Raw genomic sequence first — 24,913 nt, 5'->3', positions numbered from 1 at the left:
CAGGTGGCGTCGTCGGCAGCTGGCACGCCCGGAGTACAGTTGTTGACTATTGCTCCCCCCACGCACGATTCCACCCCGGAGGCCGCGCAGGCACCAGTGCCACAAGTCGCGCTCGCACCGACAAAATCCTCGTCAAAAAATCCATCGCAATCTTCGTCAATGCCGTCACAGGTGGTGTCGTTCGGTGCGCCCACCCCCGTGCAAGCGCCCGCAACACAGGTATCCACGGTCGTGCAAGCTACGCCATCGTTGCAGGGCGTCTGGTCGGCTACCGCGGGATGCGAGCAAGCTCCAGCGCCGTCACAAACATCGCCGGTACACTCGTTGCCATCATCCGTGCACGCGGTACCGGCTGGATCAGCACAAGCCTGTAAAGCCTCGTTGCAGGTAGCCCCGCACTCAACGGCCGGGCAAACCACGCCGTCGTGAACAGCGCAGCTTCCCGCGGAGCAGCTGTCAGTTCCGTTGCAGAATACTCCATCGTCACAGCTTCCTGTTTCAAAGCTGCAGGACGCCGAGCAACAGTCGCCTGGCAGGTTGTTGCCGTCGTCGCATTGCTCGCCCGCTTCGAGAACACCGTCACCGCAGACCGGACCGCCGCCACAAATAATTCCGTCGTCCGCCGTACCTGGGACACCGTCGCAACCGCACACGACCTGGGTGAGCGCCTGGCATACGTTAACGTCCCTGCAACCTGCACCCGACGGGTGGCTACCCGTTCCCGGGCCGATGTAGCACGCCTGGCCACCCGGTGAGCCCAGCAGGCCGGAGTCAAAAACCAGGTCCAGCACCGGCGCTCCGGCCAGTGCCGACAAGGCCGAACTGCCTGCGCGTACTATGAATCCAGCACCATCAGGGGGATCGCTGGTGACCGGAAATACACCGGTAGTCGCACCCGTAGAGTCCTGAAAAGTAAGCGCGATGCAATTCGCCCAGAGGTTTTCGCCGGCAGCCTCGAGCTGGAGGTTCACCACGGCGACGGACGGATTATCCGAGCACTGCAGTGCGCCTGCGGCGAGCACATTGTGGTGATCAGCCAATGATATTGTAGGAAAAAGGACCCCTCCCTGGAGTAACACAAGAAGAAAAACCCAAGCAGCCCTGCGGCAAGACTTCACGGACATACGTCACCTCGTTTACGGGATCACGGATCCCGTTTTTATCAGAGTGACAGTTAGGCCGGAGGCTGTCTGTCCCCCAAAGGGGTAAATAAAGGGGGCCCGATCAAAAAACCGCCCCCCCTTTCGGGAAAGCCGGCGCTTCGCAGCACCAAGGTACTGGCAACGGGTTTTCTTACTATACGGAAACAGCCCTGGCCGATTCTACCGAAGCTCGGGAAGTTCAGCCGCTCTCGCCGAGCAGCTTGACGACCTCGGGATCCCGAGTGCCAACGAGGATAGTCGTGACCGGGCTCTCCTCCCAGGCCTGCAGGCGGTCGAGGATCCGTTCGCGGGAACCGGCCAACGACACCGCATCGGCCAACGCGTCGGGCACTGCGGCCACCGCTTCGTCGCGTTTGCCTTCGAAAAACAAGGATTGAATCTTTTCGGCCGCGTCGGCAAAGCCCAGCCTGCCGATCAGTTCCTTGTGAAAATTGCGCCCCTTGGCGCCCATGCCGCCTATGTAGAAAGCCAGCATGAACTTGACCGTCGAAAGGGCCTGCTCAAGATCATCATTGATGACCACCTGCACCGGACAGGCGATCTCGAAACCAGGACGCAGGTTCTCAAGCGAGTCAGCGTAGATGTCAAAGCTGTCGGGCGATATGAACAAAGGCAGCCAACCGTCGCAGATCTCGGTCGCCATCTTCACGTTTTTCGGGCCCTCGGCGCCCAGGTAGATCGGCAGGTCGGCGCGCAGGGGCTTGTTGATGAGTTTGAGCGCTTTTCCGAGGCCGCTGCCGCCTTCGAGCGGCAGTTGGTAGTGGTTGCCGTCGAAGGTCACCGGGCCCTCGCGCTTGAGCATCGTGCGCAGCAACTCTATGAACTCGCGGGTGCGGGCCATCGGCCGCGGAAACGGTTGCCCGTACCAGCCCTCCACGACCTGCGGACCCGACACGCCGATGCCCAGGATGAGGCGGCCACCCGACAGGTGGTCCATCGTCATGGCGGTCATCGCCGTGCAGGCTGGCGTGCGCGCCGATATCTGCACCACCGAGGTGCCCAGCTTTATGCGGCTGGTGCGCGCTCCTACCCAGCTCAGGTACGAGATCGCGTCCGAGCCATAGGCCTCGGCCGTCCACACCGAGTCAAAGCCAACGTCCTCGGCCAGCTTTACCAACTCGATGGGATCCTCGGGTCCCATCATCCAGTAGCCCAGCTGCAGTCCGAACTTCACGACAGCCACCTCCCGATCGGGGTGTTCCAGAGAAAGTTGATCGCCTTGCGCATACCGTCGGCGCCCTTGGCATCAAACGGGTACCACATCTGCTCGCGGTCGTTGTTAAAGCGGTCGATGACAACCGGCATCAGGTGACTGTATCCAAGCAACCCGCTCTCTGAGTTAACCGAGCCCACGCCGCTCTGCTTGAGTCCGCCGAAGGGGGCCTCGGTGACTCCGTAGACGATCTCGGAATCGTTCACACAGGCCGATCCCGATTCGATCTGCCTGGCCAGCGCGAGCCCCTTGCGCTTGTCGCCCGTCCACACGCTCGAGCTCAGGCCGTAGTCGCTGTCGTTTGCCAGGCGCAGGGCCTCTTCTTCGCCGCTCACTTTCATCACCGCTACCACAGGCCCGAACGTCTCTTCTTTCATCAAGGCCATGTCGTGGGTCACGCCGGTGACGACGGTGGGCTCAAAATACAAACCGTCGATATCCTTCACCCGCCCTCCCCCGAGCACCACCGTCGCGCCTTTCTCCAGCGCGTCGGCGAGGTGACTCTCGATGACTTCCAGCTGAGGTGGCCAGATTATAGGCCCCATATCGGCGTCGCCGCCGGGTGTTATAGAACTGCAGTACTCGACGACCTTGTCGACGAATTCGTCGTATATGTCCTCGACAACGTAGATGCGCTCCACCGCCATGCAGACCTGCCCGGCGTTCATGCAGGCCCCGAACACGGTGCCCGCGGCTGCCCTGTCGAGATTGGCGTCAGCGCAAACGATGGCCGGGTCCTTGCCGCCCAGCTCCAGTGTGCAGGGGATGAGCCTTCGCCCACAAGCCTCGCCAATCTTGCGGCCGGTGCGCACGCTGCCGGTGAACGATATCTTGTCGACGTCGGCGTCTACCAGCGCAGCGCCGGTTTCTCCGTCACCCGGCAACACCTGCAGTACGCCCGGCGGTAGACCGGCTTCCTCGAAAATCGAGCCCACCAGCGCGCCCGTATTGGGCGTGACTTCCGACGGCTTGAGCAGCACCGCGTTACCCGCCAGCAAGGCCTGGGCCACGGGATTGACCGACAGGATAAAGGGGCCGTTCCATGGCGTTATGACTCCCACTACGCCGAGTGGCCTGTGCAACAGGTGCAGGCTCTTCATGGGTCCGAGCAGGTGCATCCAGCGACGCCGATCGCGCAGCACCCTGGGCGCGCGCTTGGCAGCCCAGGTCAGTGCGTCGCAGGCGGCGAGCACCTCCATGGCCAGTGTCTCCTGGGCCGTACGGCCGGTCTCCGACATCGACGTGGCTGCTATTTCTTCGCTGCGACGAACTATGACCTTGACCGCCTTCTGTACAAGCGCGGCACGGTCCTTCAATGACACCCGGGCCCAGGCCGGTTGTGCGGCCCTGGCAGCCTCTGCCGCGGCGTTCACGTCGTCAGCCGTGCTCACCTCGATGACACCGAGTTCCTCCATCGTGGCCGGGTTCTTGAGTGACAAGCGCCGCCTTCCCGAGGATCCCCGCCCTACTTCTTCAACTATCGCCATCTATGCCAGTCCTCCGCAGACCGAAAACCAGCACTGTAGCCCCGGGCCGCGCTATAGGAAAGTCACGATCCAGCGCGTTGAAAAACCCGACGAGAGAATGACTGCAGAAAAAGATGGCCGGGAAGACCAATGAGCGAAGTTCGAAACAAGGTATGTACATTTCATCTCCCGCCCTGGCACCGCCCTTGAGCATGCAAGCACCGCTCAACCCTGGGCGGCGTAAGTTGTCGTTCAAGCAACAAAGCTCGCCCTGTTTCGGACCGCCTGTGCCGTAGGTCTCGCCCCAATCGCAGTAGAACAGGGTTTAAAACTGCAGGTAGCTGCGCACCGGCCCCACAGGTGATAAACTCCAGTGGATTGCGCAGAACTGGAGGGAATAGATGAAAAAGGTAGATTTTTTGAAGTTGGTGACCGTGTTCGGTGTCGCAGCCCTGCTGACGATAAGCGGTTGCACCAACAAGCAGGCCGATGTGCCCGGCGAGGCCGACAATGCGGCTGATGAAGCCGAGGCTGATGCAGCACCGGCCAATACCGTGACCACCGACAGTGGACTGGTCTACGAGGTACTCGAAGCCGGTGACGGACCCAAGCCGGGGCCGGCGGACTCGGTGACGGTGCACTACCGCGGCACGCTGCTCGACGGCAAGGAGTTCGACAGCTCCTACTCGCGCGGTAAGCCAGCCACCTTTGGCGTCAGCCGGGTTATAAAAGGATGGACCGAAGCCCTTCAGTTGATGGGTGTGGGGTCTAAGTGGAAGCTGACGATCCCGCCCGAACTGGCCTACGGCAAGCGTGGAGCCGGCAGAGATATAGGCCCGGACGAAACCCTGGTGTTCGAAGTCGAGCTGCTGAAAATCAACTGACGTTGCAGACCAGGCCCGCGGACTTGCCCGTCGTCGCCTCGCTTCAGAAAGTCCACAACGTCCACCAGCGCGGCTTGAAACGCTCCTCGCAGGCCGGTAGCTGACGGCGATACTGGTCGGCGCGACGCTGCACCTTGCGGGCCACGTCGACCAGCCACTGCTTACCGACATAGCTGCGGCGGCTGTAGCCACCATCTCCCTCGTGGTAGGCGAGGTACAGGCTGTAGGCGTTGCCAGGGGCTATGCCGTTGCGCTTAACGCTACGCGCCGCGTACCAGCCGATGAAGTCCACCGCGTCGTCAAAGTCGTCGCGGTCGGCACCCCGGCGGCCGACCGATTCCTGGTATTCTTTCCAGGTGGTCTTAATGGCCTGGGTGTAACCGTAGGCCGACGACGGCCGGCGCCCGGGCAGTACCCAGAGAAAACGCCCGCGCTCAGGTCGAGCCCGGGCCTGGAAACGAGACTCCTGGTAGATGAACGCCAGCTGCACGTGCACGGGTATCCCCCAGCGTTTCTGGCTGCGGGCGGTGGCCCTGTACCAGGAACGTTCGGCGTCGAATATCGAACAACTGTCGGTAAGATCCATCGGGGCCCGGGCACCACAAGCCGAGACTCCCAGGGACAGGACCACCGCGAGCGCCGCCACGCCACCACTTCCGCACCACACCACTCACCCAGTTTACTGCCCGCCGACGGGATTTCCCAGCCCGCTCGTGGACCTTCTCCGGCTGAGGCGCTTATTACCGGCATGACAGGAGGGATAAGCAGCCATCGCCGATAACAGGACCTACCCCTGCTGCGACAGGCACCTGCAGCCTGGCGGGGTCAGCCGTGAGCGGTCCCGGATAGCCGATGGGCGTTTGGCTGGGAGATGATTATCTACGATGTGCTCTGAATCGTGATGCCGCTGCCGACTCGCGCCACGAGTACACGCCAGGAAGGCCACGGGGTGCCCACCCCCGTCCTGCCCCCCGGAAGGGGGGGATATCTTAGGCTTGTATCAATTTGCCCCCCTTGACAGGGGGGGTGGCAATATGGTGACATCCCCGCGGGGTGGGTTCGGTCTATGAGCCAGGATCTTCTCCGAGGAGCGCCACCATGGGAAGACTTGTTCTGGCCACTACACTTTACGCCTCGCTGCTGGCCGTGGCCGTAGCCTCCCCCGCAAACGCGGCTACCCTGCTGCTTGATTTCGAATCTTTTGCCGACGGGCAGGTTCTGCAGCCTGGCGCGCTCGGTAACGGAATCACGATGCAGCTCAACCCCCACGATGATGACGACGCGCCCGTGGTTTTCAACTCCAGCTGCCTCCACTCTCAATGCGCGCCCGGTTTTGACGACGACCTCGAGACCCCGGGACAGGGCCACGGAAACACCGTTGCGCTGAACAACATCCTGGCCCTCGAGGAGGAGGACGACGACCGGCGATCACCGGGCGGCAGCCACAGCAGCGACGACCAGGAAGACACCTGGGTTTTTATCTTTGACCCGCCTCTCAAGGTGCTGGGCCTGACCGTCATCAACGTGGAACACGGAGACTCCGGAAGCCGGGTTGAGCTGAGGGGCCCCGGGCAACAGCTGCAGGTGATACCCCTGGCGCTTCTTGGCGAGAACTCCGTACAGAGAGTAAGCGTGATAGACCCCTTCCTGGCAACAAGCATGGTACTGATCCTCGACGACGATGCGGCCATAGACGACCTGTTTATAACCGACGGCTGCGGCGACGGCATACTGGACCCCGGCGAACAGTGCGATGACGGAAACGATGACGATGGAGATTGCTGCAGCGAAAGCTGCGAGATCCAGGGCAACGGGACAACGTGTGATGACGGAAACCCGGCGACAACCAGCGACGTATGTGGCGACGGCACCTGCGAAGGTATTGACCTCTGCGCCGGCGTGACCTGTTCGGCCCTCGACTACTGCCACCTGGCGGGCACTTGCGACCCCCTGACCGGCCTCTGTGGCGACCCGGAAGCTCCCGATGGCACGGCCTGCGACGACGGTGACCCCGCGACAGTTAATGACTCGTGCACCGCCGGTACCTGCGAGGGCGTCGACCTGTGTGCTGGTGTCGTCTGCAGCGCCATTGACGAATGCCACCTGGCTGGAGCGTGCAGTCCGCTCACAGGGCTTTGCACCGAGCCCGAAGGCCCCAACGGTATACCATGCGACGACAGTAACCCTGCGACCGTCAATGACTCGTGCACCAATGGTAACTGCGAGGGCGTGGACCTGTGTGCCGGCGTAATCTGCAGCGCCGTTGACCAGTGCCACGTAGCCGGCGCCTGTGATCCCTTGACGGGAACCTGCGACAGCCCTGAAGCCGGGAATGGAACTCCTTGTGATGACGGAAACCCGGTAACGTCCAACGATACCTGCACCGATGGCACCTGCGAGGGCGTGGACCTGTGCGCAGGCGTGGATTGCAGCGGACTCGAAGGAGCCTGCGCGACGGCCTCCTGCGACTACACCACCGGCGCCTGCGTCGTAACGCCGATTAACGAGGGCGGGGCCTGTGATGACGGCAGCGTATGCACCACCGTAGATACGTGCAGCGGTGGCACCTGCCTGGGTGCATCACCGATTACCTGTGACGACACGAATCCCTGTACCGACAACGGTTGCAACGCCATCACCGGGTGCACCTTCACCAACAACTCGATTCCCTGCGTAGATGGGTTCGACTGCACAACCGACGATACCTGCCTCAACGGCGCCTGCCAGGGCACACCGCTGATAGCCAGTTGCGATGACAATAATCCGTGTACGATCGATGCTTGCGACATCGCCAGCGGCTGTATTTATGCCAACAACACGTCGGGCACCTGCGACGACGGAGACCTGTGCACGGAGAATGACATCTGCGTTGCCGGGGCCTGCCAACCCGGGGACACGGTCACCTGCAACGACAGTAACCAGTGCACGACAGACAGTTGTGTCCCGGCGACGGGGTGCTCATACGTGGACGACGATAGCGTTCCTTGCGACGATGGCGACGAGTGCACCTCGGGCGAAAGCTGCTCGGCCGGGGTATGCGGGGGAAGTTCAGTTGTCACCTGCGACGACACTAACGGGTGCACAGACGAAACCTGCATACCGGCCACTGGTTGCAGCTACACCGACAACACCAGCCCCTGTGACGACGGTGACGCCTGCACGACAAGCGACACCTGCTCGGCTGGCACCTGCGTTGGCGGCGTGGCGCCCGACTGTAATGACTTTGACGTATGCACGGACGACAGTTGCGTGCCGGCGACAGGCTGTGAATATGCCGATAATACTGCCAATTGCGACGACGCCAACGAGTGTACGACCGGCGATACCTGCTCGGCTGGCGCCTGCGTTAGCGGCCCGGCTCCCAACTGCGACGACTCGAACGTTTGCACAACCGACGCGTGCGACCCCACGACCGGTTGTGTCAATGCAGCCAACAGCCTGCCCTGCGAGGACGGCTTGTTCTGCAACGGCACCGATACCTGCTCGGGTTCCGCCTGCGGCCACACCGGAGACCCGTGTACGGGTCTCTTGGAGTGCAACGACCAGTGCAATGACGTCAGCGACGACTGCCTCTCGGTGACTTCTGTCCCCTGCGACGACGGAGACATCTGCACGCCCGATGATACCTGCGACGGCGACGGTATCTGTGTCCCGGCCGGCACGAGCTGTGGTGACGGCGTACTGCAGGGCAGTTGCGCCGAGGAATGCGACCCTCCCGACGGGACCACGTGCGACGTGGACTGCACGCTGCTGCCATACTGCGGCGATGGCACGGTAGACCCCGATGAATTCTGTGATGACGGCAACGACCAGGCCGACGACGGTTGTTTCGACTGCGGCCTGGAAAGCGGGGAACTATTCTGCTTCGAGGGCAACTCGGCGAACCCGAGCCGCAAGGCCAATGAAATCGTCTTCGAGTCAGCTGCAGACTACACGGGTAATAACCCCGACGGCAACACCGAGATCTTCGTCTTCAGCCGTAAAGAATACGACAAACAAATCCGCCACGGCGCCGCCCCTACAGTCGCTCTTTCGACAGCCATGACACAAATCACCGATACAACGTCGCTCGTCTTCGGTGTAGACAACAACCACGAAAACCCGACCTTGAACGGTTCTGGGAGGTTCGTAGCCTTCTCTTCAAACTCGGACCTCACCGGCTCTAACCCCGACGGCAACACTGAGATCTTCCACCTCGATCGCCGTCGCGAACGCTTGCTGCAGATAAGCCAAAGCGTGGGAGCCTCCAACAATCACCCCAATATGCGGGCAGCCCGCGCCCGCCGGCTGCTGTTCGACTCCGACGGTGACCTGGTGAACTCCTGCGTGGGTGGCGACAATGACAGGGGCCCCTGTAGTTCTGACGCCGACTGCCCCGGACTGGTGTGCGACGACCCCGCCCGCTGCCCCAACGCCCCGGCGAGATGCGGTAATCCCGAAGGTAACCGTGAAATTTTCATGTGGAAGCGCGAGCTGGTGGGGCCCAGCACCCCCGCACCGATACCGACGCTCCAGCAACTGACGGCCGCCGGCAGTGGCATCAGCGTGGTTGGCCACAGCGTCAATTTCAACTCCGCGGCTATAGCGTTCTCGAGCACAGCCGATCTGCTGGTCACCAACCCCCCCGGCACCGCGGGTGAGCGGTCCTTGTACCGTATCCAGCGCAAGGCGACCCAACTGGTACAGGTAACCTCCCCTTACCCTTCCGGATTTTTCAGTGAGAGCCCCAGCCAGAGCCGTAGGCGTTTTATCGCCTTCGCCTCCGATGCCGACCTGGTGGCGGGCTCCAACGGCGACGAGAACACGGAAATCTTCCTGTGGGATGCCAACTTGCCGTCGTCGCCCTACACCCAGGTGACCAACACCACGGGCTGTACCAACGCGATGCCCAGCGTGGGAGCACAAGCGCGTTTCATCGCCTTCCAGTCCACCTGCGACCTGCTGGGCAACGGCAGCAACTCGGGCCAATCCATCTTCCTCTACGACCGAGACAAGGAGGGCTTTGCCAGCGGCATCGTACTCAAGGGCCCCGGTGGCTACGACGCGTCACGCCCCCAAGTCAGCAGGATAGTGCGGGTGATCATCTTCGAGGCCGACCCCGGCGGTCCAGCCCCGCAGCAGGTGTGCGTATTCAACGTGCGCAAGGGGGCCTTCGAGGGCTCAACGGTACCGGCGAAGCCATGACCGGTGGCCAGCTCCTGGGCCACCGCACTCACCCCTCGCGAGACAATCCTCAGCCTCCCGGCTGAATGCGCTCGGCCACCGGGAAGAAACCGCCCGTCGAGTTATCCTGGTTGAGAAACCAAGCTATCCCGTTGACTGGCCTGAGCAGCGGCGACAAGTAGAATACTGCGGCCGCCGCCCTTGAGCCATTCGACAACCGTAATGAAAGCGCTGGTATTCGAAAACAAGGTCTTGCGCACGGTCGCCACCGCCCTGCTCTCGCGCGCCTGGCCGGCCGCCTGCGTGGGGCCGACCTCCCCACTGCAACTACGCGAGTTGGCCGAGCCCGAGCTGCCCGGTGCCAAGTGGCTGCGCCTTCAGACACGACTGTGCGGGCTGTGCGGCAGCGACTACAAACAGGTGTTTCTCAACGGCTCGATCGACAACCCCATGACCTCGCTCATATCCTTTCCCCAGGTACTGGGCCACGAGGTTGTAGGCGTGGTGCGTGACTGCGGCAACGAGGTCGGCGGCATTGAGCCGGGCGACCGCGTGCTGCTCAACCCGTGGTTGTCCTGTGAACCTCGCGGGCTCGAGCCCTGCCGCTGGTGCGCGCTTGGTGAGTTGGCGCAGTGCGAAAACTTTGAACGCGGCTTGCTGGCGCCCGGCATTCACCACGGCAACAGCGCCGATGCCCACGGGGGCTTTGCCGAATCGCTGGTGGCCCACCGCTCGCAGTGCTTCGTATTACCCCCCGATATCAGCGACGAGCAGGCCGTACTCGCCGATCCTTTCTCGGTATCGCTGCACGCCACGCTATTGCGACCACCCCCCGATGACGGTTGCGTGCTGGTGTACGGCTGCGGCACGCTGGGGCTGTGCCATGTGGCAGCGCTGAGGCTTCTGTGGCCGGACTGCCGCGTGTTGGCCGTAGCACGTTTTCCGCAGCAGGCCCGCCTCGCCGCCCAACTGGGCGCCCAGGTTGTAATCGACCACAAGCCCGAGCTCTCCTTGATTGAACGGGTAGCCGACGAGACCAGGAGCCCCCTGCGCAGGCCCTGGCGGGGGCTACCCATGCTGACCGGCGGCGTCGACGTGGTCTACGACACGGTCGGAATGCCCTCGACACTGGAAGTCGGACTGAGAGTGGCGCGCCCGCACGCTGCGGTAGTGGTCACGGGCGTGGAGAAGTCCGCGCGCTTCGAGTGGACGCCGCTCTATTTCAAGGAGATTGCCCTCGTCGGCTCCAGTGGCTTCGGCCATGAAACCGTAAATGGCTCACGTCGGCACGCCTTTGAGCATTACATCGACTGGACGCGCGAGGGCCGCCTCGACCTCAGCCCCTTGATCACCCACCGTTTTGGCCTGGCCGAGTACCGCGAGGCGTTCATGGCCTGCAGACGACAGGACCGCAGCGAGGCGGTGAAGGTTTTGTTCGAGTTCCCGGCCTGACGACGGCCGTCAATCTCGGCTAGCCGCAAGCGCGGCTGCGGCATCGTGAAAAGCCTGCACGGTAAACTCGAGCAGGCTATCGTCGTGTGCCGTGCAGACGAAAAACTTTTCGTGGCCCTTGAGCACGCCTCGCTCGAGTAACAGGTGCGCGAACTCGGTCTGCCGGCCACGGTCGGTCGCCAGGGTGTCGCGATGGTTGCGCGGCGGGCGCGGTAAAAACCAGGCTTCGAAGGCCGTGTCGTGGCCGCTGCTGCAAGCTTCTATGCCGGCGGCGGCAAAGGCCGCGTCCAGGCCCGCGCGTAAGCGCTGCCCCGACGCTGCGAGGCGCTGGTAGACACCGGGGCGATCCAACTCGGCGAGGGTTGCCAGCGCGGCCACGCAGGACACGGGATTACCCGAGAAGGTACTGGTCTGCATAACACCACCCGCGGCAGGCTCGCGGCCCGGCCGCAGGTACTCCATGATTTCGGCAGCGCCGCAGAGCACCGCCAGCGGATGACCGCCGGACACTGTCTTGCCGAGCGTTGCTAGATCGGGAACGACGCCGTACGCCTCCTGGGCGCCTCCCCGGGCCAGGCGAAACGCAGTCACCATCTCGTCAAAGATCAACAGCGCGCCGCTGCTGTCAGCCAACTGCCGCAGCCCGGCCAGGAAACCTTCGGCCGGGACCAGCGTGCGCTGCATGGGCTCAACGATTATGGCCGCGACCTCTGCGCCCTGCTCGGCCAGCAGCTCGGCGGTAGATGCCAGGTCATTGTAGGGCGCCACCAGTACGGACTCGGTCACGGCCCCGGGCAACCCGGCACTGTTGGCTACGGCCAGCGGTCGGGCTGCCGTGCCCCCGGCGGCGGCCTGCCCTTCGCCGAGACCCGTCGTCCACTGGTTCGAGTGCAGGGATTCGTCGCCCATGCCGTGAAACGCGCCCTCGAACTTGAGAATCTTCTGCCTGCCGGTGGCCGCGCGCGCGAGCCTGAGTGCGTAGTTGACCGACTCGCTGCCCGAGCTGTAAAAACTCACGGCCTCGGCACAGGGCACGCGATCGACCACTGCCTGGGCCAGCTCGACCGCTCGTTCGTTGAGGGCGAGATAGCTCGAGCCGTCGGCGAGCTGGCGACTAACGGCCTCAACGACGGCCGGGTGGGCGTGCCCCAGTATCATGGGCCCCGAGCCCAGCAGGTAATCAACGTAATCGTTACCGTCGCTGTCGGTCACTATTGCGCCGCGGGCCGAAGCCACGAGCAACGCATCATCCGCAAGACCGGTGTTGCTGCGCACGCCCGAGGGAAGAAGACGCGCCGCCTGCTCGAGCAGCCGCCGGCTGCCCTCTGTCCGGGGATAGCGCGTACGCGCAGGCAGGTCGCCCGCCCGTGGTGATTCCCCGGCGCCTGGGTCACGGCGGCTCACAGCGGCAGGCTCTCCTCGAGTTCGACGCCGAAAGCCTGCATGTAAGCCGCGTACCTATCGTGCATCATGACGTCGTCGAGCCCATAGTCAGCCGCGTTGTAAGTGTGCAGCCCGTACTTGCCGTGGGGATTTTCCTGCCGCCAGTTTCCCAGCCTGCTCTCGCCTTCGCCGGCCAGCTCGAGGCCAAAGTAATTGTAGACCCGGCGCACAGCGGCCACCGGATCCGACAGTACCTCGCGAAAGTTGAGGTCAAAGAAACGGTCCTCGCGGCCTTTTCTCACCTCCATGGTGTGCTCCAGCCGCGCCGCCCAAAGCTCCATGCGCCTGCGGCCTATCTCGTGGCGATCGACACCGGTTTCGTAAAGCGCGCGCCAGCCCGACACCAGGCTGCACTCGGACGGCACTATGCGCGCCGGGTCGCGGTGGGTCTGCACCACGCAGGCGTCCGGGTAGAGCTCGAACAAAAGGTCGAGGTTGCCCATGTGCACCGGGTACTTGAGCACCCAGCGACGGCCGGGCGCGGTGGAAGCTATGAGCTGCAAGCAACGACGGTGCTGCAGGTAGGCCGGATGCATGTCGACCCCGTCGTACCACGCGGAATAGGAGGGTACGTTGGAGTTGCAGTCGAAGGTGTCGTCGGCGAAGCAGTGCTGCAACAGGTGGCGGCACTCCTCGGCGCCGTCGGCAGTCATCAGGTGGACGGCCTTGAGCGACGGGTCGAGGTAGTACATGCCTCGCAGGTCGGACAGCGCCTCCTTGTAGTTGCGGTTGCGGGCCCACTGCTCGCGCGGCGGACGCGGTTGCGGCGCGGCCGCCAGCCAGTACTCGAGCACCTGTATGCCAGGGTCGTTGCCCATGAGCTGGTGCAGCGCGGTGGTACCCGTGCGCGGCAGGCCCAGGATGATGATGGGTTTTTCAACCGCCTGCTGCTCAATCGCCGGCTGCCCGGCGAGCTGCCGCTCGACAAGCAGCCGGTTGCGAAGCACGCTGACAATCTGCTTGCGCAGCATCATGCGACCGAAGGGAGTCGGCACGGCCTCCTTGTCGAGCGACCCCAACAGTATGCGCAGGCCTTCGAGGTAACCGGGGTCGCCGAAGTCGCCTGCGTTGTCCGTGTCATTGCCGGCCCTGCTACCGCCCGCCGCCCGCAGGGCAGCGTCGTGCAGCGCCTGTTCGCTTTCAGCAAAAGTCGCCCGCCCCCGGCCCAAACGCTCGAGCGCGCGGCTGAGCGCGTTGTAGCCGCGCACCACTAATCTCACTTTTTTTGCTCCACTCGACACCTTGCTTTGCCTACCTACGCGGGCAAAGTAGAACACGTTCTACCCCTAAGCAAAGGAGAAACCCGTGCAAACTGAACTATGCCAACGCCTTGGAATCGAATTCCCCATTTTTGCCTTCACACACTGCCGCGACGTGGTGGCCGCAGTCAGCAACGCCGGCGGCCTGGGCGTGCTGGGTGCCGTAGGATTTTCGGTAGAAGAACTCGAAGCCGAGCTTCAGTGGATAGACGAACACGTGGGTGACAACCCCTACGGCGTGGACATCGTCATCCCCGGCAAATACGAGGGCATGGAAGAAACCGACCTCGACAAGCTGCAGGCCTTGCTCGCCGCCCAGGTGCCGCAGGAGCACCGCGACTTCGCCTCGCGCGTACTCGACGAACACGGAGTACCGCCACTGCCCGAAGGCGAAAAAGCTAAAGAGCTACTCGGATGGACGCAGCTGACGGCCGGCCCGCAGGTAGAAACCGCGCTCAAGCACAAGAAGGTCAAACTCATAGCCAACGCGCTGGGCACGCCCCCGGCCGAAGTCATCAAGGAGATACAGGACGCCGGCCTGCTGGTGGGAGCGCTGTGCGGCAGCGCCTACCAGGCCCTCAAGCACAAGGAAGCAGGCTGCGACTTCATCATCGCCCAGGGCACCGAGGGCGGGGGACACACCGGCGACGTGGGCAGCATGGTGCTGTGGCCCGAAGTGATTGATGCCGTCGCGCCGCTACCGGTATTGGCTGCTGGCGGAATCGGCAGCGGTCGGCAGGTGGCTGCCGCGCTGGCCATGGGAGCGCAGGGTGTGTGGTCGGGCTCACTGTGGCTCACGGTGGCGGAGTCGGCCTGCCCGCCCGAGCAGGTACAGGGCCTGCTGGATGCCCAGACCCGGGACACCGTCAGGTCGCGAAGCTGGACCGGCAAGCCCTGCCGCATGCTCAAGAACGACTGGACCAAGGCCTGGGAAGACCCCGAGACCCCCGCGCCGCTGGGCATGCCGCTGCAGTGGATGGTTACGGCCGATGCCGTGCACCGCGTACACCGCTACGCGGCGAAGGCCCAGGGGGTGGCCTTCAACCCGGTGGGACAGATCGTGGGGCGCATGAACGATGTGCGCCCGGTGCGCCAGGTGATCAACCAACTGGTAGAAGAGTACATCGACGCTTACGAGCACCTGCAGTCACTTATGCCCGAAGCCTGAACCCACTCACTAGCAGGAGAAAGATACACATGCATAGTCGCCTTCATCTCAAGGCCACCCCGCTACGGGTTCTTCTTGCTCTCAGCGCAGCAGCCCTGCTCATGCTGCCAGGCTGCGGCAAACACCAGGGTCCTGGCAACATAGAAGGCGCCGCCTTGCCGACAACTGTTGTCGAGACCGAACAGGCCAGGCAACGCGAAACCGCACAGGCTCTTGAGGTCGGCAACGACAAGCAGATTCTCTTCGGCGACCTGCACGTACACACCACCTTTTCGCCCGACGCGTTCACTTTCAGCCTGCCCGTCATGCAAGGTGAAGGCGCGCACCCGCCAGCCGATGCCTGTGATTTTGCCCGCTACTGCTCGGGCCTCGACTTCTGGAGCATAAACGATCACGCCGAGGGCCTGACCCCGCAACACTGGCAAGAGACCGTGGATTCGGTTCGCCAGTGCAACGCCCTGGCCGGCGATCCCGACAATCCCGACGTTGTCGCCTACCTGGGATGGGAGTGGACGCAGGTGGGACAGACCCCGTCGGAGCACTGGGGACACAAGAATGTCATCCTGCGCGACCTCGACGAGGACTCCATACCCAGGCGGCCGATAGCTGCGCGGTCACTGCTGATAAAAATGCTGGGCGACAAGCGCCCGCTCAAGCAACGGCTACTGCTACCCCTGGCCGACCTGGATGAATTCGATCAGTTTCTTTCCTTTGATTTCTACCAGAACGAGCTCCTGGACACGCCGGATTGCGAGGCAGGAATCGACACCCGCCAACTCCCCAACGACTGCATCGAAACCGCCCTGGACCCCGCCGAGCTGTTCGAAAAACTCGCCCAGTGGGGACACGAATCCATAGTCATTCCGCACGGCACGGCCTGGGGAGTGTACACACCGCCGGGCTCATCGTTCGACAAGCAGTTGAAGGGCGCGCAGCACGACCCCGAGAGGCAGATCCTGCTGGAGGTGTTTTCCGGACATGGCAACTCCGAAGAGTACCGAGACTGGCGCGAGGACGGTGTTGCTGGCGACAACGGTGCTGTTTGCCCCGAGGCGACAGAAAACTACCTTCCCTGCTGCCGGCGGGCTGGCCAGCTTGTGCGCGAACGCTGTGAAAATCCCGACTCGGCGAGTTGTGAGCAGCTGGTTACCGAAGCCCAGACCAACCATCTCGAGGCCGGCCAGCAGGGTCACCTGACGTTACCCTGGGCCGAGCCCGAAGCCTGGCTCGACTGCGGCCAATGCCGCGACTGTTTTCTCCCGTCCTTCAACTACCGGCCGCGCAACTCTGCTCAGTACACGCTGGCACTGACCGGCAACGAGGCGGACGGCGACGCGCGCCGCTTTCGCTTTGGCTTCATGGCTTCGAGCGACAACCACTCTGCGCGCCCCGGTACCGGCTACAAGGAGTACGCACGCTACCAGATGACCGAGGCCCGCGGCGTACACAGCCGCTTCACTTACAACGTTCTGCGCGGAGAAAAAGCTGCCGACAATGGGGAATCCCAGCCCTTCGTTGCCACCGACGCGGTCATGGCCAACCCCATGCTCGCCCTGGAAGCCGAGCGAGTAGCTTCATTTTTTGTCACCGGAGGCTTGGTGGCCGTGCACTCCGGCGGCCGCGACCGCGATTCGATCTGGCAGGCCATGAAACGACGCGAGGTCTACGGCACCAGCGGGCCGCGCATACTGCTGTGGTTTGACCTCCTGAACGGCCCCGACGGCGAACTCGCCATGGGCGGCGAGGCCGACATGACCGGAACACCGCGTTTCAGGGTGCGAGCCGCTGGCTCGCTGGAGCAGGAGCAGGGCTGCCCCGAGCACTCCGAGCAGGGCCTGTCTCCCGCAAGGCTCGAGCGCCTGTGCCGGGGTGAGTGCTACAACCCCACTGACCGAAGGCGCCCCATCGAGCGCATAGAAGTAGTGCGCGTGCGTGCGCGCCGTCCCGGCAATCTCGCGGAGGCACAAGATGACTCCCTGGCCGAGCTCATCGAAGACCCGTGGAAGATACTGCCCTGCCCCGCGGACGGCAACGGCTGCACGGTGGAGTTCGACGACCCCGAGCAGGCTCGCAGCGATCGCGAACACGTGTACTACGTACGCGCCATCGAGCGCGCCACTCCCACGGTCAACGCCGACGCCCTGCGCTGCAAGTACGACGACGGCGGCAACTGCGAGGAGGTGGACCCCTGTTGGGGCGCGGATTTCCGTACGCCCAACGAGGAGGATTGCCTGGCAACGGCCGAGCCGCGGGCCTGGTCATCGCCTATCTACTTGCGCTGAAGGGGGATGCGTTCCAACTACAGAAAAAGCACGGCTTCTCGACCGAGCACACCCCTGATGGACGCTTTTGACAAGATAACCGCGCAACTCATCGCCCCCGGCGGTGGCTTCGACGTCGTCGAGGAAGAAGTCCTCGGCCAACGCATGCAGGTGTTCGCCGGCCGCAAGCGTTCGCTCAGGGAAGTACTGGCCGACTCGGCCCTGCACGGCGACGCAGAATACATTGTCTCGGGCGACCGCCGTATCAGCTACGCCGAGCACTACCGCATGGTGTGCTCGACGGCTGCCGCGCTCAGGGACGAGTACAAGATCAGGCCCGGCGACCGAGTGGCCATCCTCGCCGAGAATCATCCCGAGTGGCTGGTCACCTTCTGGGCCACGGTGAGCCTGGGCGCGGTCGTGTCGGCGCTCAACGGCTGGTGGAAATCCGAAGAAATACGACACTCACTGGAACTCACCACGCCGCGAGTCCTGGTGGCCGACGAAAAACGACTCGACCGCCTGGGCGACGCCCTGGCCGCTGCTCCCGGCATCGCTACGATCAAGATCGAGACCGACTTCGAGCAACTGGTCAACTACGCGCCCGACGTCGGCCTGCCTGAAACTCCCATAGCCGAAGACGACCCCGCCATAATCCTCTTCACCAGCGGTACCACCGGTCGCTCCAAGGGTGCCGTAAACACCCACCGCGGCGTGTGCGGTTTTCTGAGCAACTCAATGCTGCACGGCTTTCGCAACGTCATGCTGGCCGCCGAAGAAGGGATACCCGGCGAAAGCGATCCTCCGGCTACCTGCGCGCTGATGACCGTTCCGCTGTTTCACATGTCGGGCCTGTACACGGGCGGCTTGATGATGATGGCCGCGGGCGCAAAGACGGTATGGCGGCTGGGCGCCTTTGACCCCGAGGACGTGCTCCGGCTGATCGAGAAGGAACGGATCACGATCTGGGCTGGCCTCGGCAGCATGGCGCCGCGCGTGCTCGGCCATCCCCGCCTGCACGACTACGACCTCAGCTCGCTGCGCAACCTCGGCAGCGGTGGAGCACCCACCACGCCCGAAACCCAGGCCCGCATGCGCGACCTTGTGCCCAACGGCGAACAGGGCGTGGGGCTGGGCTACGGCAGCAGCGAAACCGTGGTGCCGGTTACCATGACCGGCGGACGCGAACTCGCCCGCCACCCGCTGTCGGTAGGCCGCGTGATGCCGACCCAGCAGGTCGAAATACGCAATGACAGCGGCGACGCTCTGCCCGACGGCGAAGACGGCGAGATCTTCGTGCGCAGCCCCTACCTAATGCTCGAGTACTGGGGACAACCCGAGGCCACGCGCGAGGCCATCCACCCGGGTCGCTGGCTGGCGACCGGCGACATCGGCCACCTGCTCGACGGTCGCCTGTACATCAACAGCCGCGCTCGCGACTTGATACTGCGCGCCGCAGAGAACATTTACCCCGTCGAAATTGAACGGCGCCTCGAAGCCCACCCGGCGGTCGAAGAAGCCGCCGTGATCGGCGTTGAGCACGCCGAGCTCGGACAAGAGGTCAAGGCGATCGTGGTGTTGACGGCGGGCGATAGCGCGGCCACTACCGAGACGCCTACCAGCGAAGAGCTGGCCGCCTGGTGCGCTGAAACCATGGCCACCTTCAAGGTGCCCAGCCTCTGGCAACTGCGCAGCGAGCCCCTGCCCCGCAACGCAGCCGGCAAGGTGCTCAAGATCGAGCTCGAATCCTGACCCCCCCTGTTCAGCCGAGGGCGCCGGTGGCCCGCAACGCGGCCAGGCGTTCATCGTCACAGCCCAGCAGCTCGCGCAACACCTCGTCGGTCTGCTCGCCGACGGTGGGCGCCATTGCGGGCGCCGGTAGCATCTCACCTGCCAGCTTGACCGGGAACGGCAACATGTCGGCACCGTGCTGCTCGTGGCCGTAGAGCGGAAACCTGTCGCGAAACTGCGGATCCTCGGCCAGAGTTCGCGGCGTGTTACAGGGCGCAACAGGAAAGTTGTGCTCGTCGGCCGCGGCGATCCACTGCGCGCTCGTACGCGTACGAAAAATGTCTCGCAACTCGGCCTGCAGCTCGCGGTTGCCGCGTGCATGGTCGGCGAACTTAGACCCCGGCCAGCGCTCGAACAGCTCCACGCGCCCGACGCACTCGCAGAAATTTTTCCAGAAGGCCTGCTCGCTGGCCATCAACAAAACGTGCCCGTCGGCTGATTCGTAAACCTGGTAGCGCACGCCTTCTTTCATGCCGGCCGTACCCGGCTCGCGGCGTTCGTAGTTGTCGGCCTTGTTGCCCGTGACCTCGTCTTCGGGCCGATCGTAGGCCATCCAGGTCTCGCTGCGGTACCAGTCCATGTATGCCGCCGCGTCGGATTGGCCTATCTCCATCAAGCAACCTTCACCCGACTCACGCGCGCGGAGCACCCCCGCCAGGATCCCCAGCGCCCCCAGCAGGGGCCCGGCGTGCATACCCATGCTCGCGTGCTCGGGTAGAAAGCAGAAGCCATCGTCGTCGATCTCCGGACTGACGATGCCCGCCCAGGTATCAAAGGCAATGCCGTGGGCCGGCAGGCCGCTGTAAGGGCCGGTCGCCCCGTACCCCGATATGTTGCAGAAAACGATACGCGGGTTTATCTCGCGCAGGGCTTCGTAGCCCAGCCCGCGCCGTTCGAGCGAGCCCGGCCGCATGGCCTCCACCACGACGTCGGCGCCGCGTACCAGTTCGCGGTACAACTCGGCCCCCTCCGCCACCTTAAGGTCAAGCACCACGCTCTTCTTGCCGCGGTTGACGTGCATGTGCAGCAGCGACACTCCGTTGATGATCGGCCAGGTCATTTCGCGCACGTAATCGCCCGCGGGCGACTCCACCTTTATGACCTCCGCGCCGAGATCGGCCAGGTGCGTCGTAATGGCCGCCGGCCCCAACAGGGAGCTCTCTATCACGCGCAGGCCTGCAAGCGGCGCTGGTCTGTTATTTTTCATGGTTACTCATCATCCCCTCGGGCTCCTCTCCGAACAGTGTCCTCCAGCAACCCGTCGCGAACCGGCTTCCAACAGTGGCGATAACATGGCAAAAGCGCCAGTCACGGTAACCTGGGGGGGGTAAACAGATGAAGCGCATCCTGGTCCGCATTTTAGCACTGAGCGTCGGCCTGCTGGCAGCCGGCGCCATCGTGTTCGCCGTATGGCGACTTACGCTGCGGCCGCCGGTGAGCCAGGCGTTCACCGGCGGCCGCGTGCTGACCATGAACGCCGACGACGACATAGCCCAGGCCGTGTTGCTCCGACGCGACCGTATCGTGGCGGTCGGTAGCGACGACGAAATCCTGTCAATGGCCGGCCCGGGGACGGTCTTCCACGACCTCGCAGGACGCACGCTGGTGCCCGGACTCATCGACGCGCACGGGCACTTTCCCGGCACTGCCATGTACAACGCCAACGTCGACCTCGCCAGCCCACCGGTAGGCGACCTCGACAACATAGCGCAGGGCATCGAGCGCCTGGCCGAACGCGCCGCTGCTACTCCCGACGGCGAATGGGTGCTGGGCTTCCGCTACGACGACACCCTGCTGGAAGATCTCAGGCACTTTACCCGCCACGATCTCGACCGCGCGAGCGCCAGTCACCCGGTCGCTGTCGTGCACGTGTCGGGGCACCTGTCAGTGGCCAACACCATGGCTCTCGAGGCCATGGGTATCACGGCCGAGACCCCCGACCCGGAGGGCGGTGTAATTCGCCGCGAATCGGACGGGCGGACTCCCGACGGCGTACTCGAAGAAACCGCCGCACGACCCATGATGAAAAGGGTCATGCAGTTTTCCCCGCTCGAGGGACTTGGCATGCTGCGCGACGCGTCCCGGGAGTACCTGTCACAGGGAGTCACCACCGCCCAGTCCGGGCTGACGCCTGCGTCGCTGCTCGCGGGCATGGCCACTTCATCCAAACTGGGGGTGATCCCGCTACGCGTGGAGGCCTGGCCCGACGAGGAAGCCGCCGCGCTGTGGATGGCCGGCGAGCTCGAGCTCGACAAGAACGACAGCGCGCTGTTCAACGCCGGGGCCATAAAACTCGTAGCCGACGGATCGATACAGGGCTTCACTGGCTACCTCGGCCAGCCCTACCACACCCCCTTCAACGGCGACCCGGGTTACCGCGGCTACCCCACCATAACCGCTGACCGGCTGGCCGACCTCGTGACGTCGATACACGTCGCGGGCCGACAACTGGCCATCCATGGGAACGGCGATGCGTCGATAGACGACATTCTCGACGCCATGCAAGCCGCCCAGGAAAAACGTCCCGACCCCGATCCGCGGCTGATTCTGATACACGCGCAGATGGCCCGCAGCGACCAGCTAAAACGCATGAAAGAACTCGGCGTTACGCCCAGCTTCTTCGTCGCCCATACCTGGTACTGGGGCGACCGCCACCACGAAATCTTCATGGGGCCCGAGCGCGCCCAGCGCATAAGCCCGCTTCGCGAAGCAGCTGACCTCGGGCTGCGCTACACGATACACCTCGACTCACCGGTGGTACCGATGACGCCAATGCTGTTGCTGGAGACAGCCGTCAGGCGCGTCACCTCGGGCGGCCGGGTGCTGGGTCCTGAGCAGCGGGTGACCCCGCGCGAAGCCCTGCGCGCCATGACCATCGACGCCGCCTGGCAGATACACGCCGAGGCTGAACGCGGCTCCATAGAACCAGGCAAGCTGGCCGACCTGGCCGTGCTTTCAGCCGGCCCCGACGAAGTAGCCCCGGAGCTGATCCGCGACATCACAGTTGAGATGACGATTGTCGGCGGCCGGATGGTCTACCGGGAAGAATAAAAACAGGAGCACGCTGCAATGATACTCGAAGTAGCCCTACCCAACGTGATCCCTGCAGAAGCAGTCCGCTTCGAGTTAAAAGCGGAAGACGCGGTTCTGGACCTGGCCGCGGACAGCATTATATGAGTGGCCGGAAGGCGGGAGGAAGAAATGGAACTAGCTGAAGCCAATCGCCTCCTGGACCCGGGCTATCTCGACTTCGAGGCCGGGTACACGCGCCTGCCCGACGGGCAGCTACACGTCGCCAGCTGGACCACTATGTTCGGGTGCTCGGGCCAGATGGTCGAGTGGTGGTTCGGCTTCCTCGAAAACACCGAGCAGTACAAGTGGTGGCACCCCAGGGACCACGTCTGGTGTGAGTGGATAGGAGAGAGGGACAGCGGTAAGTTCGTCGGGGGTACCCACCATGTCCACGAGTACATCGGCGGAGACCTCCAGAAGCTCAAGATAAACTTCCGCGAGCCGGCCGAGTACCTGGACGTCGCGAGGTTCTCCGAAGCCGGCATAACGGCGGCGGTGTGCGGACGGGTCGGGCCCCTGGATACTGATTTCTGGGCAGGACATCTCATTCATCTTTGTCGCGACACCGACTACGGCTGCGAGATGCGAAGTCGTTTCTGGCTTGGAGACCTGGACCCTCCCGAGTTGGCTCCAGACGCGGCGACCCGGACGGTCCTGTTTCCCGACTCGGCTGGTGAGGCCCTGCTCAAGCACTGCCACGAGGAGATGAGCTATCTCGCCGGCTTCCTGCCTGGCCTCTATTCGAAGCACGTCCAGCCCGCGGGGCGTTAAGGGATAGCAACCCGCAAAACGAAGGGAAGCCGTTGAAACTCTACGTTGACAGACTCGCCCCCAACGCCCGCCGGGTACTGATGTTCGTGGCCGAAAAAACAATCGAGTTGTCGATTGTCGAGGTAAACGTCGCCGAAGACGAGCATCGCAGCGACGACTTCCTGGCAATGAACCCGCTGGGCCAGGTTCCTGTCCTGGAGCTGTCGAACGGCAGCTGTATCTCGGAATCGATGGCCATATGCCGATACCTCGACGAAAGTTTTCCTCAGACGGCCCTGTTCGGACTCGGCGCCGAGCAACGGGCGATTGTCCACATGTGGTCGCGCCGTGTGGAACTGGGGCTTTTCGTTGCCGCGGTCGATCTCGGCCATCACTCCAATCCAGCCTTTCGTGGGCAATTTGAACAGGTCCCGGCGTACGCCGAGCTATGCCGCGCCTCGATAGCGAGATCCTGCGAGCTACTGGACACCCAGCTGAAAACCACGCGTTTCGTTGCGGGAGACGAGTTCTCGGTTGCAGATATCGTCGCCTACTGCGGAGTCGAGCTTGCCCGTCTCTGGGAGGCTACGCCTGGAACCGCCCTGCAGTCGCTCGGTCGATGGCAACAGGAAACCGCGGCGCGACCGTCAGCAACCGTTGCCCGTTACTCCTGAAGCCTCAGCCCTCGAGGCCGGCCAAGCCGCTGCCCATCATGTCGATAAAATTGCCGCGGTAGAAGGCATCGAGCGTGGTCTCGTCCAGCCCCTCGGTCGCGGCCCCGAAGCGGCCAAGCGGGTTGCGGCCACCCTCCACGTGCGGCCAATCCGACGAAAACATGCACACCTCGGGCCCTGACTGCTCTATAATCCAGCCCGTCGGTTCTGCCGGGTAGGGAGTGACCCGTACCTGCCGCCGCACGTACTCAGACGGTTTCATGGAAAGCTTCTGCAGCCGCTCCTCGTTGCGGCGGAAAGCGTCGGCGGCGGTGTCTATCGAACGCATCCAGCCGGGTAGCCAGACCGCGCCCTGTTCTATGACGCCCAGCTTCAAGCGCGGAAAACGCTCGAGCACGCCGTCAAATATCATCGTGGCCAGTGTCTGCATGGGCGGCCCGGGTATGGCCACGTAGTCCACCGAGCGGAAATTCTCAGCGCCGCCGTGGAAGTCGGGCACCGGCGGCAGCCCGTTTTCAAAGTACTGCGGGTCCAGCAGTCGCCCTCCCCCGCCCACGTGAAAGACCACCGGTATACCAGCTTCCTCGGCCGCCGCCCAGACGGGAAACAGCCCCGTGTGACTGGGCGAGTGCCGCCGTGGACAGGCCGAGGCCACCAGCAATGCCGCGGCACCGTCCTTGATGGACCGTTCAGCGGTGATGCGCGCCAGGTCAAAGTCGGCAAGTGGCACGTAGGCCGTCGCCAGCAGGCGCGGGTCGACCGAGCAGAACTCGAGCATGGCGCGGTTGTGTGCGCGCGCCATGCCGTAGGCAAAGTCCAGGTCGTCGCCCTGCTCGGCCTCGCGCAGGTAGTCGTTGGTAAAAGTGTTGAACAGCAGCTGGCTGCGAAAGCCCATCAGGTCAAGCGCGCGCGGCCTGTCCGCAGCGATAAAAGATCCCAGCGCCGACCAGTTTTTGCGTAGCATGATCTCGGCCTCGGCTGCCTCCCGTTCAACCGGGTCGGCGTGCAACCGCCGCCAGCGCTCTATCTCGTTCTCCTCGCCTGGTTTTACGCTGGCCACGAACACCGGCTTGAGCCGCTCGCGCAGCGAGGCCTCGGCGTGGGGCAGCAGCCAGTCGGCTTCTTCCATGATATGGGCGTCGGCGTCGTGTATT

16 protein-coding genes and 1 pseudogene (1 of these 17 cut by a window edge) are annotated in these 24,913 nt (G+C 63.7%); 9 read left to right on the top strand and 8 right to left on the bottom strand.

The genetic code is table 11. The features are described 5' to 3' along the window. From EYQ35_09840 to EYQ35_09830, 3 genes and pseudogenes are all read right to left on the bottom strand, one after another. A pseudogene (locus EYQ35_09840) lies at positions 1-1,022 on the bottom strand (hypothetical protein) (it extends 1,651 nt beyond the left edge of the window). Positions 1,023-1,341: 319 nt separating this feature from the next. Next, complete coding sequence (locus EYQ35_09835) at positions 1,342-2,337, bottom strand: LLM class F420-dependent oxidoreductase (protein HIF64437.1); 996 nt, start codon at positions 2,335-2,337, stop codon at positions 1,342-1,344. Continuing rightward, the gene (locus EYQ35_09830) at positions 2,334-3,863 is read right to left on the bottom strand and encodes an aldehyde dehydrogenase family protein (GenBank protein HIF64436.1); all 1,530 of its coding nucleotides are present in this window, start codon (positions 3,861-3,863) and stop codon (positions 2,334-2,336) included. Before EYQ35_09830 ends, EYQ35_09835 begins: the two co-directional genes overlap by 4 nt. A 380-nt stretch (positions 3,864-4,243) precedes the next feature. Between EYQ35_09830 and EYQ35_09825 the strand changes: the two genes are divergently transcribed. Next, the gene (locus EYQ35_09825) at positions 4,244-4,726 is read left to right on the top strand and encodes an FKBP-type peptidyl-prolyl cis-trans isomerase (protein HIF64435.1); all 483 of its coding nucleotides are present in this window, start codon (positions 4,244-4,246) and stop codon (positions 4,724-4,726) included. 43 nt (positions 4,727-4,769) lie between these two features. Here the strand turns inward: EYQ35_09825 and EYQ35_09820 are convergent, their stop codons facing one another. Next, a complete protein-coding gene (locus tag EYQ35_09820; GenBank protein ID HIF64434.1) occupies positions 4,770-5,372 on the bottom strand; it encodes a hypothetical protein in 603 nt (200 codons plus the stop codon). Between the two features lie 452 nt (positions 5,373-5,824). Between EYQ35_09820 and EYQ35_09815 the strand changes: the two genes are divergently transcribed. Both EYQ35_09815 and EYQ35_09810 read left to right on the top strand, forming a co-directional pair. Further along, entirely contained in the window at positions 5,825-9,910 is a 4,086-nt protein-coding gene (locus tag EYQ35_09815; GenBank protein ID HIF64433.1) for a hypothetical protein, read from the top strand. 201 nt (positions 9,911-10,111) lie between these two features. After that, entirely contained in the window at positions 10,112-11,341 is a 1,230-nt protein-coding gene (locus EYQ35_09810) for an oxidoreductase (GenBank protein ID HIF64432.1), read from the top strand. 9 nt (positions 11,342-11,350) lie between these two features. On the opposite strand, the gene EYQ35_09805 is transcribed toward EYQ35_09810, so the two are convergent. Together EYQ35_09805 and EYQ35_09800 are read right to left on the bottom strand one after the other, a co-directional pair. Beyond that, the gene (locus tag EYQ35_09805) at positions 11,351-12,745 is read right to left on the bottom strand and encodes an aminotransferase class III-fold pyridoxal phosphate-dependent enzyme (GenBank protein ID HIF64431.1); all 1,395 of its coding nucleotides are present in this window, start codon (positions 12,743-12,745) and stop codon (positions 11,351-11,353) included. After that, positions 12,742-14,025, bottom strand: coding sequence for a sulfotransferase (locus tag EYQ35_09800; GenBank protein ID HIF64430.1), 1,284 nt, complete (start codon positions 14,023-14,025; stop codon positions 12,742-12,744). Before EYQ35_09800 ends, EYQ35_09805 begins: the two co-directional genes overlap by 4 nt. Before the next feature lie 64 nt (positions 14,026-14,089). Here EYQ35_09800 and EYQ35_09795 point away from each other — a divergent pair, with 64 nt between their 5' ends. The 3 genes from EYQ35_09795 to EYQ35_09785 are packed head-to-tail and all read left to right on the top strand — an operon-like array spanning position 14,090 to position 19,224. Next, complete coding sequence (locus tag EYQ35_09795; protein ID HIF64429.1) at positions 14,090-15,211, top strand: nitronate monooxygenase; 1,122 nt, start codon at positions 14,090-14,092, stop codon at positions 15,209-15,211. Between the two features lie 29 nt (positions 15,212-15,240). Continuing rightward, complete coding sequence (locus EYQ35_09790; GenBank protein HIF64428.1) at positions 15,241-17,493, top strand: DUF3604 domain-containing protein; 2,253 nt, start codon at positions 15,241-15,243, stop codon at positions 17,491-17,493. Between the two features lie 6 nt (positions 17,494-17,499). After that, on the top strand, positions 17,500-19,224 hold the full coding sequence (locus EYQ35_09785; protein ID HIF64427.1) for a long-chain fatty acid--CoA ligase: 1,725 nt from the start codon (positions 17,500-17,502) through the stop codon (positions 19,222-19,224). A gap of 10 nt (positions 19,225-19,234) precedes the next feature. On the opposite strand, the gene EYQ35_09780 is transcribed toward EYQ35_09785, so the two are convergent. Next, positions 19,235-20,470 (bottom strand): CoA transferase, encoded by a 1,236-nt coding sequence (locus EYQ35_09780; GenBank protein ID HIF64426.1) that lies wholly within the window; start codon positions 20,468-20,470, stop codon positions 19,235-19,237. Between the two features lie 128 nt (positions 20,471-20,598). Between EYQ35_09780 and EYQ35_09775 the strand changes: the two genes are divergently transcribed. The 3 genes from EYQ35_09775 (at position 20,599) to EYQ35_09765 (ending at position 23,759) form a co-directional block, all read left to right on the top strand. After that, the gene (locus EYQ35_09775; protein HIF64425.1) at positions 20,599-22,314 is read left to right on the top strand and encodes an amidohydrolase; all 1,716 of its coding nucleotides are present in this window, start codon (positions 20,599-20,601) and stop codon (positions 22,312-22,314) included. Positions 22,315-22,464: 150 nt separating this feature from the next. Continuing rightward, the gene (locus tag EYQ35_09770) at positions 22,465-23,106 is read left to right on the top strand and encodes a hypothetical protein (GenBank protein ID HIF64424.1); all 642 of its coding nucleotides are present in this window, start codon (positions 22,465-22,467) and stop codon (positions 23,104-23,106) included. A gap of 32 nt (positions 23,107-23,138) precedes the next feature. Next, positions 23,139-23,759: a glutathione S-transferase family protein gene (locus EYQ35_09765; GenBank protein ID HIF64423.1), complete on the top strand. Its 621-nt coding sequence runs from the start codon at positions 23,139-23,141 to the stop codon at positions 23,757-23,759. A gap of 4 nt (positions 23,760-23,763) precedes the next feature. Here the strand turns inward: EYQ35_09765 and EYQ35_09760 are convergent, their stop codons facing one another. Beyond that, complete coding sequence (locus tag EYQ35_09760) at positions 23,764-24,888, bottom strand: amidohydrolase (protein ID HIF64422.1); 1,125 nt, start codon at positions 24,886-24,888, stop codon at positions 23,764-23,766. Between the last annotated feature and the right edge of the window lie 25 nt (positions 24,889-24,913).

This window comes from Candidatus Binatota bacterium, from assembly GCA_012960245.1.
Taxonomy (GTDB): Bacteria; Desulfobacterota; Binatia; order UBA1149; family UBA1149; genus UBA1149.
The sequence above is the reverse complement of the archived record's forward strand: the minus strand, read 5'-3'. Positions and strand labels throughout refer to the sequence as shown.

Bases quoted from the DNA above. Each gene is read 5' to 3' on its own strand.
- EYQ35_09775 (HIF64425.1), top strand. From the start codon at position 20,599: ATGAAGCGCATCCTGGTCCGCATTTTAGCACTGAGCGTCGGCCTGCTG.
- EYQ35_09785 (HIF64427.1), top strand. From the start codon at position 17,500: ATGCGTTCCAACTACAGAAAAAGCACGGCTTCTCGACCGAGCACACCC.
- EYQ35_09790 (HIF64428.1), top strand. From the start codon at position 15,241: ATGCATAGTCGCCTTCATCTCAAGGCCACCCCGCTACGGGTTCTTCTT.
- EYQ35_09770 (HIF64424.1), top strand. From the start codon at position 22,465: ATGGAACTAGCTGAAGCCAATCGCCTCCTGGACCCGGGCTATCTCGAC.
- EYQ35_09810 (HIF64432.1), top strand. From the start codon at position 10,112: ATGAAAGCGCTGGTATTCGAAAACAAGGTCTTGCGCACGGTCGCCACC.
- EYQ35_09825 (HIF64435.1), top strand. From the start codon at position 4,244: ATGAAAAAGGTAGATTTTTTGAAGTTGGTGACCGTGTTCGGTGTCGCA.
- EYQ35_09830 (HIF64436.1), bottom strand. From the start codon at position 3,863: ATGGCGATAGTTGAAGAAGTAGGGCGGGGATCCTCGGGAAGGCGGCGC.
- EYQ35_09815 (HIF64433.1), top strand. From the start codon at position 5,825: ATGGGAAGACTTGTTCTGGCCACTACACTTTACGCCTCGCTGCTGGCC.
- EYQ35_09780 (HIF64426.1), bottom strand. From the start codon at position 20,470: ATGAAAAATAACAGACCAGCGCCGCTTGCAGGCCTGCGCGTGATAGAG.
- EYQ35_09760 (HIF64422.1), bottom strand. From the start codon at position 24,888: ATGGAAGAAGCCGACTGGCTGCTGCCCCACGCCGAGGCCTCGCTGCGC.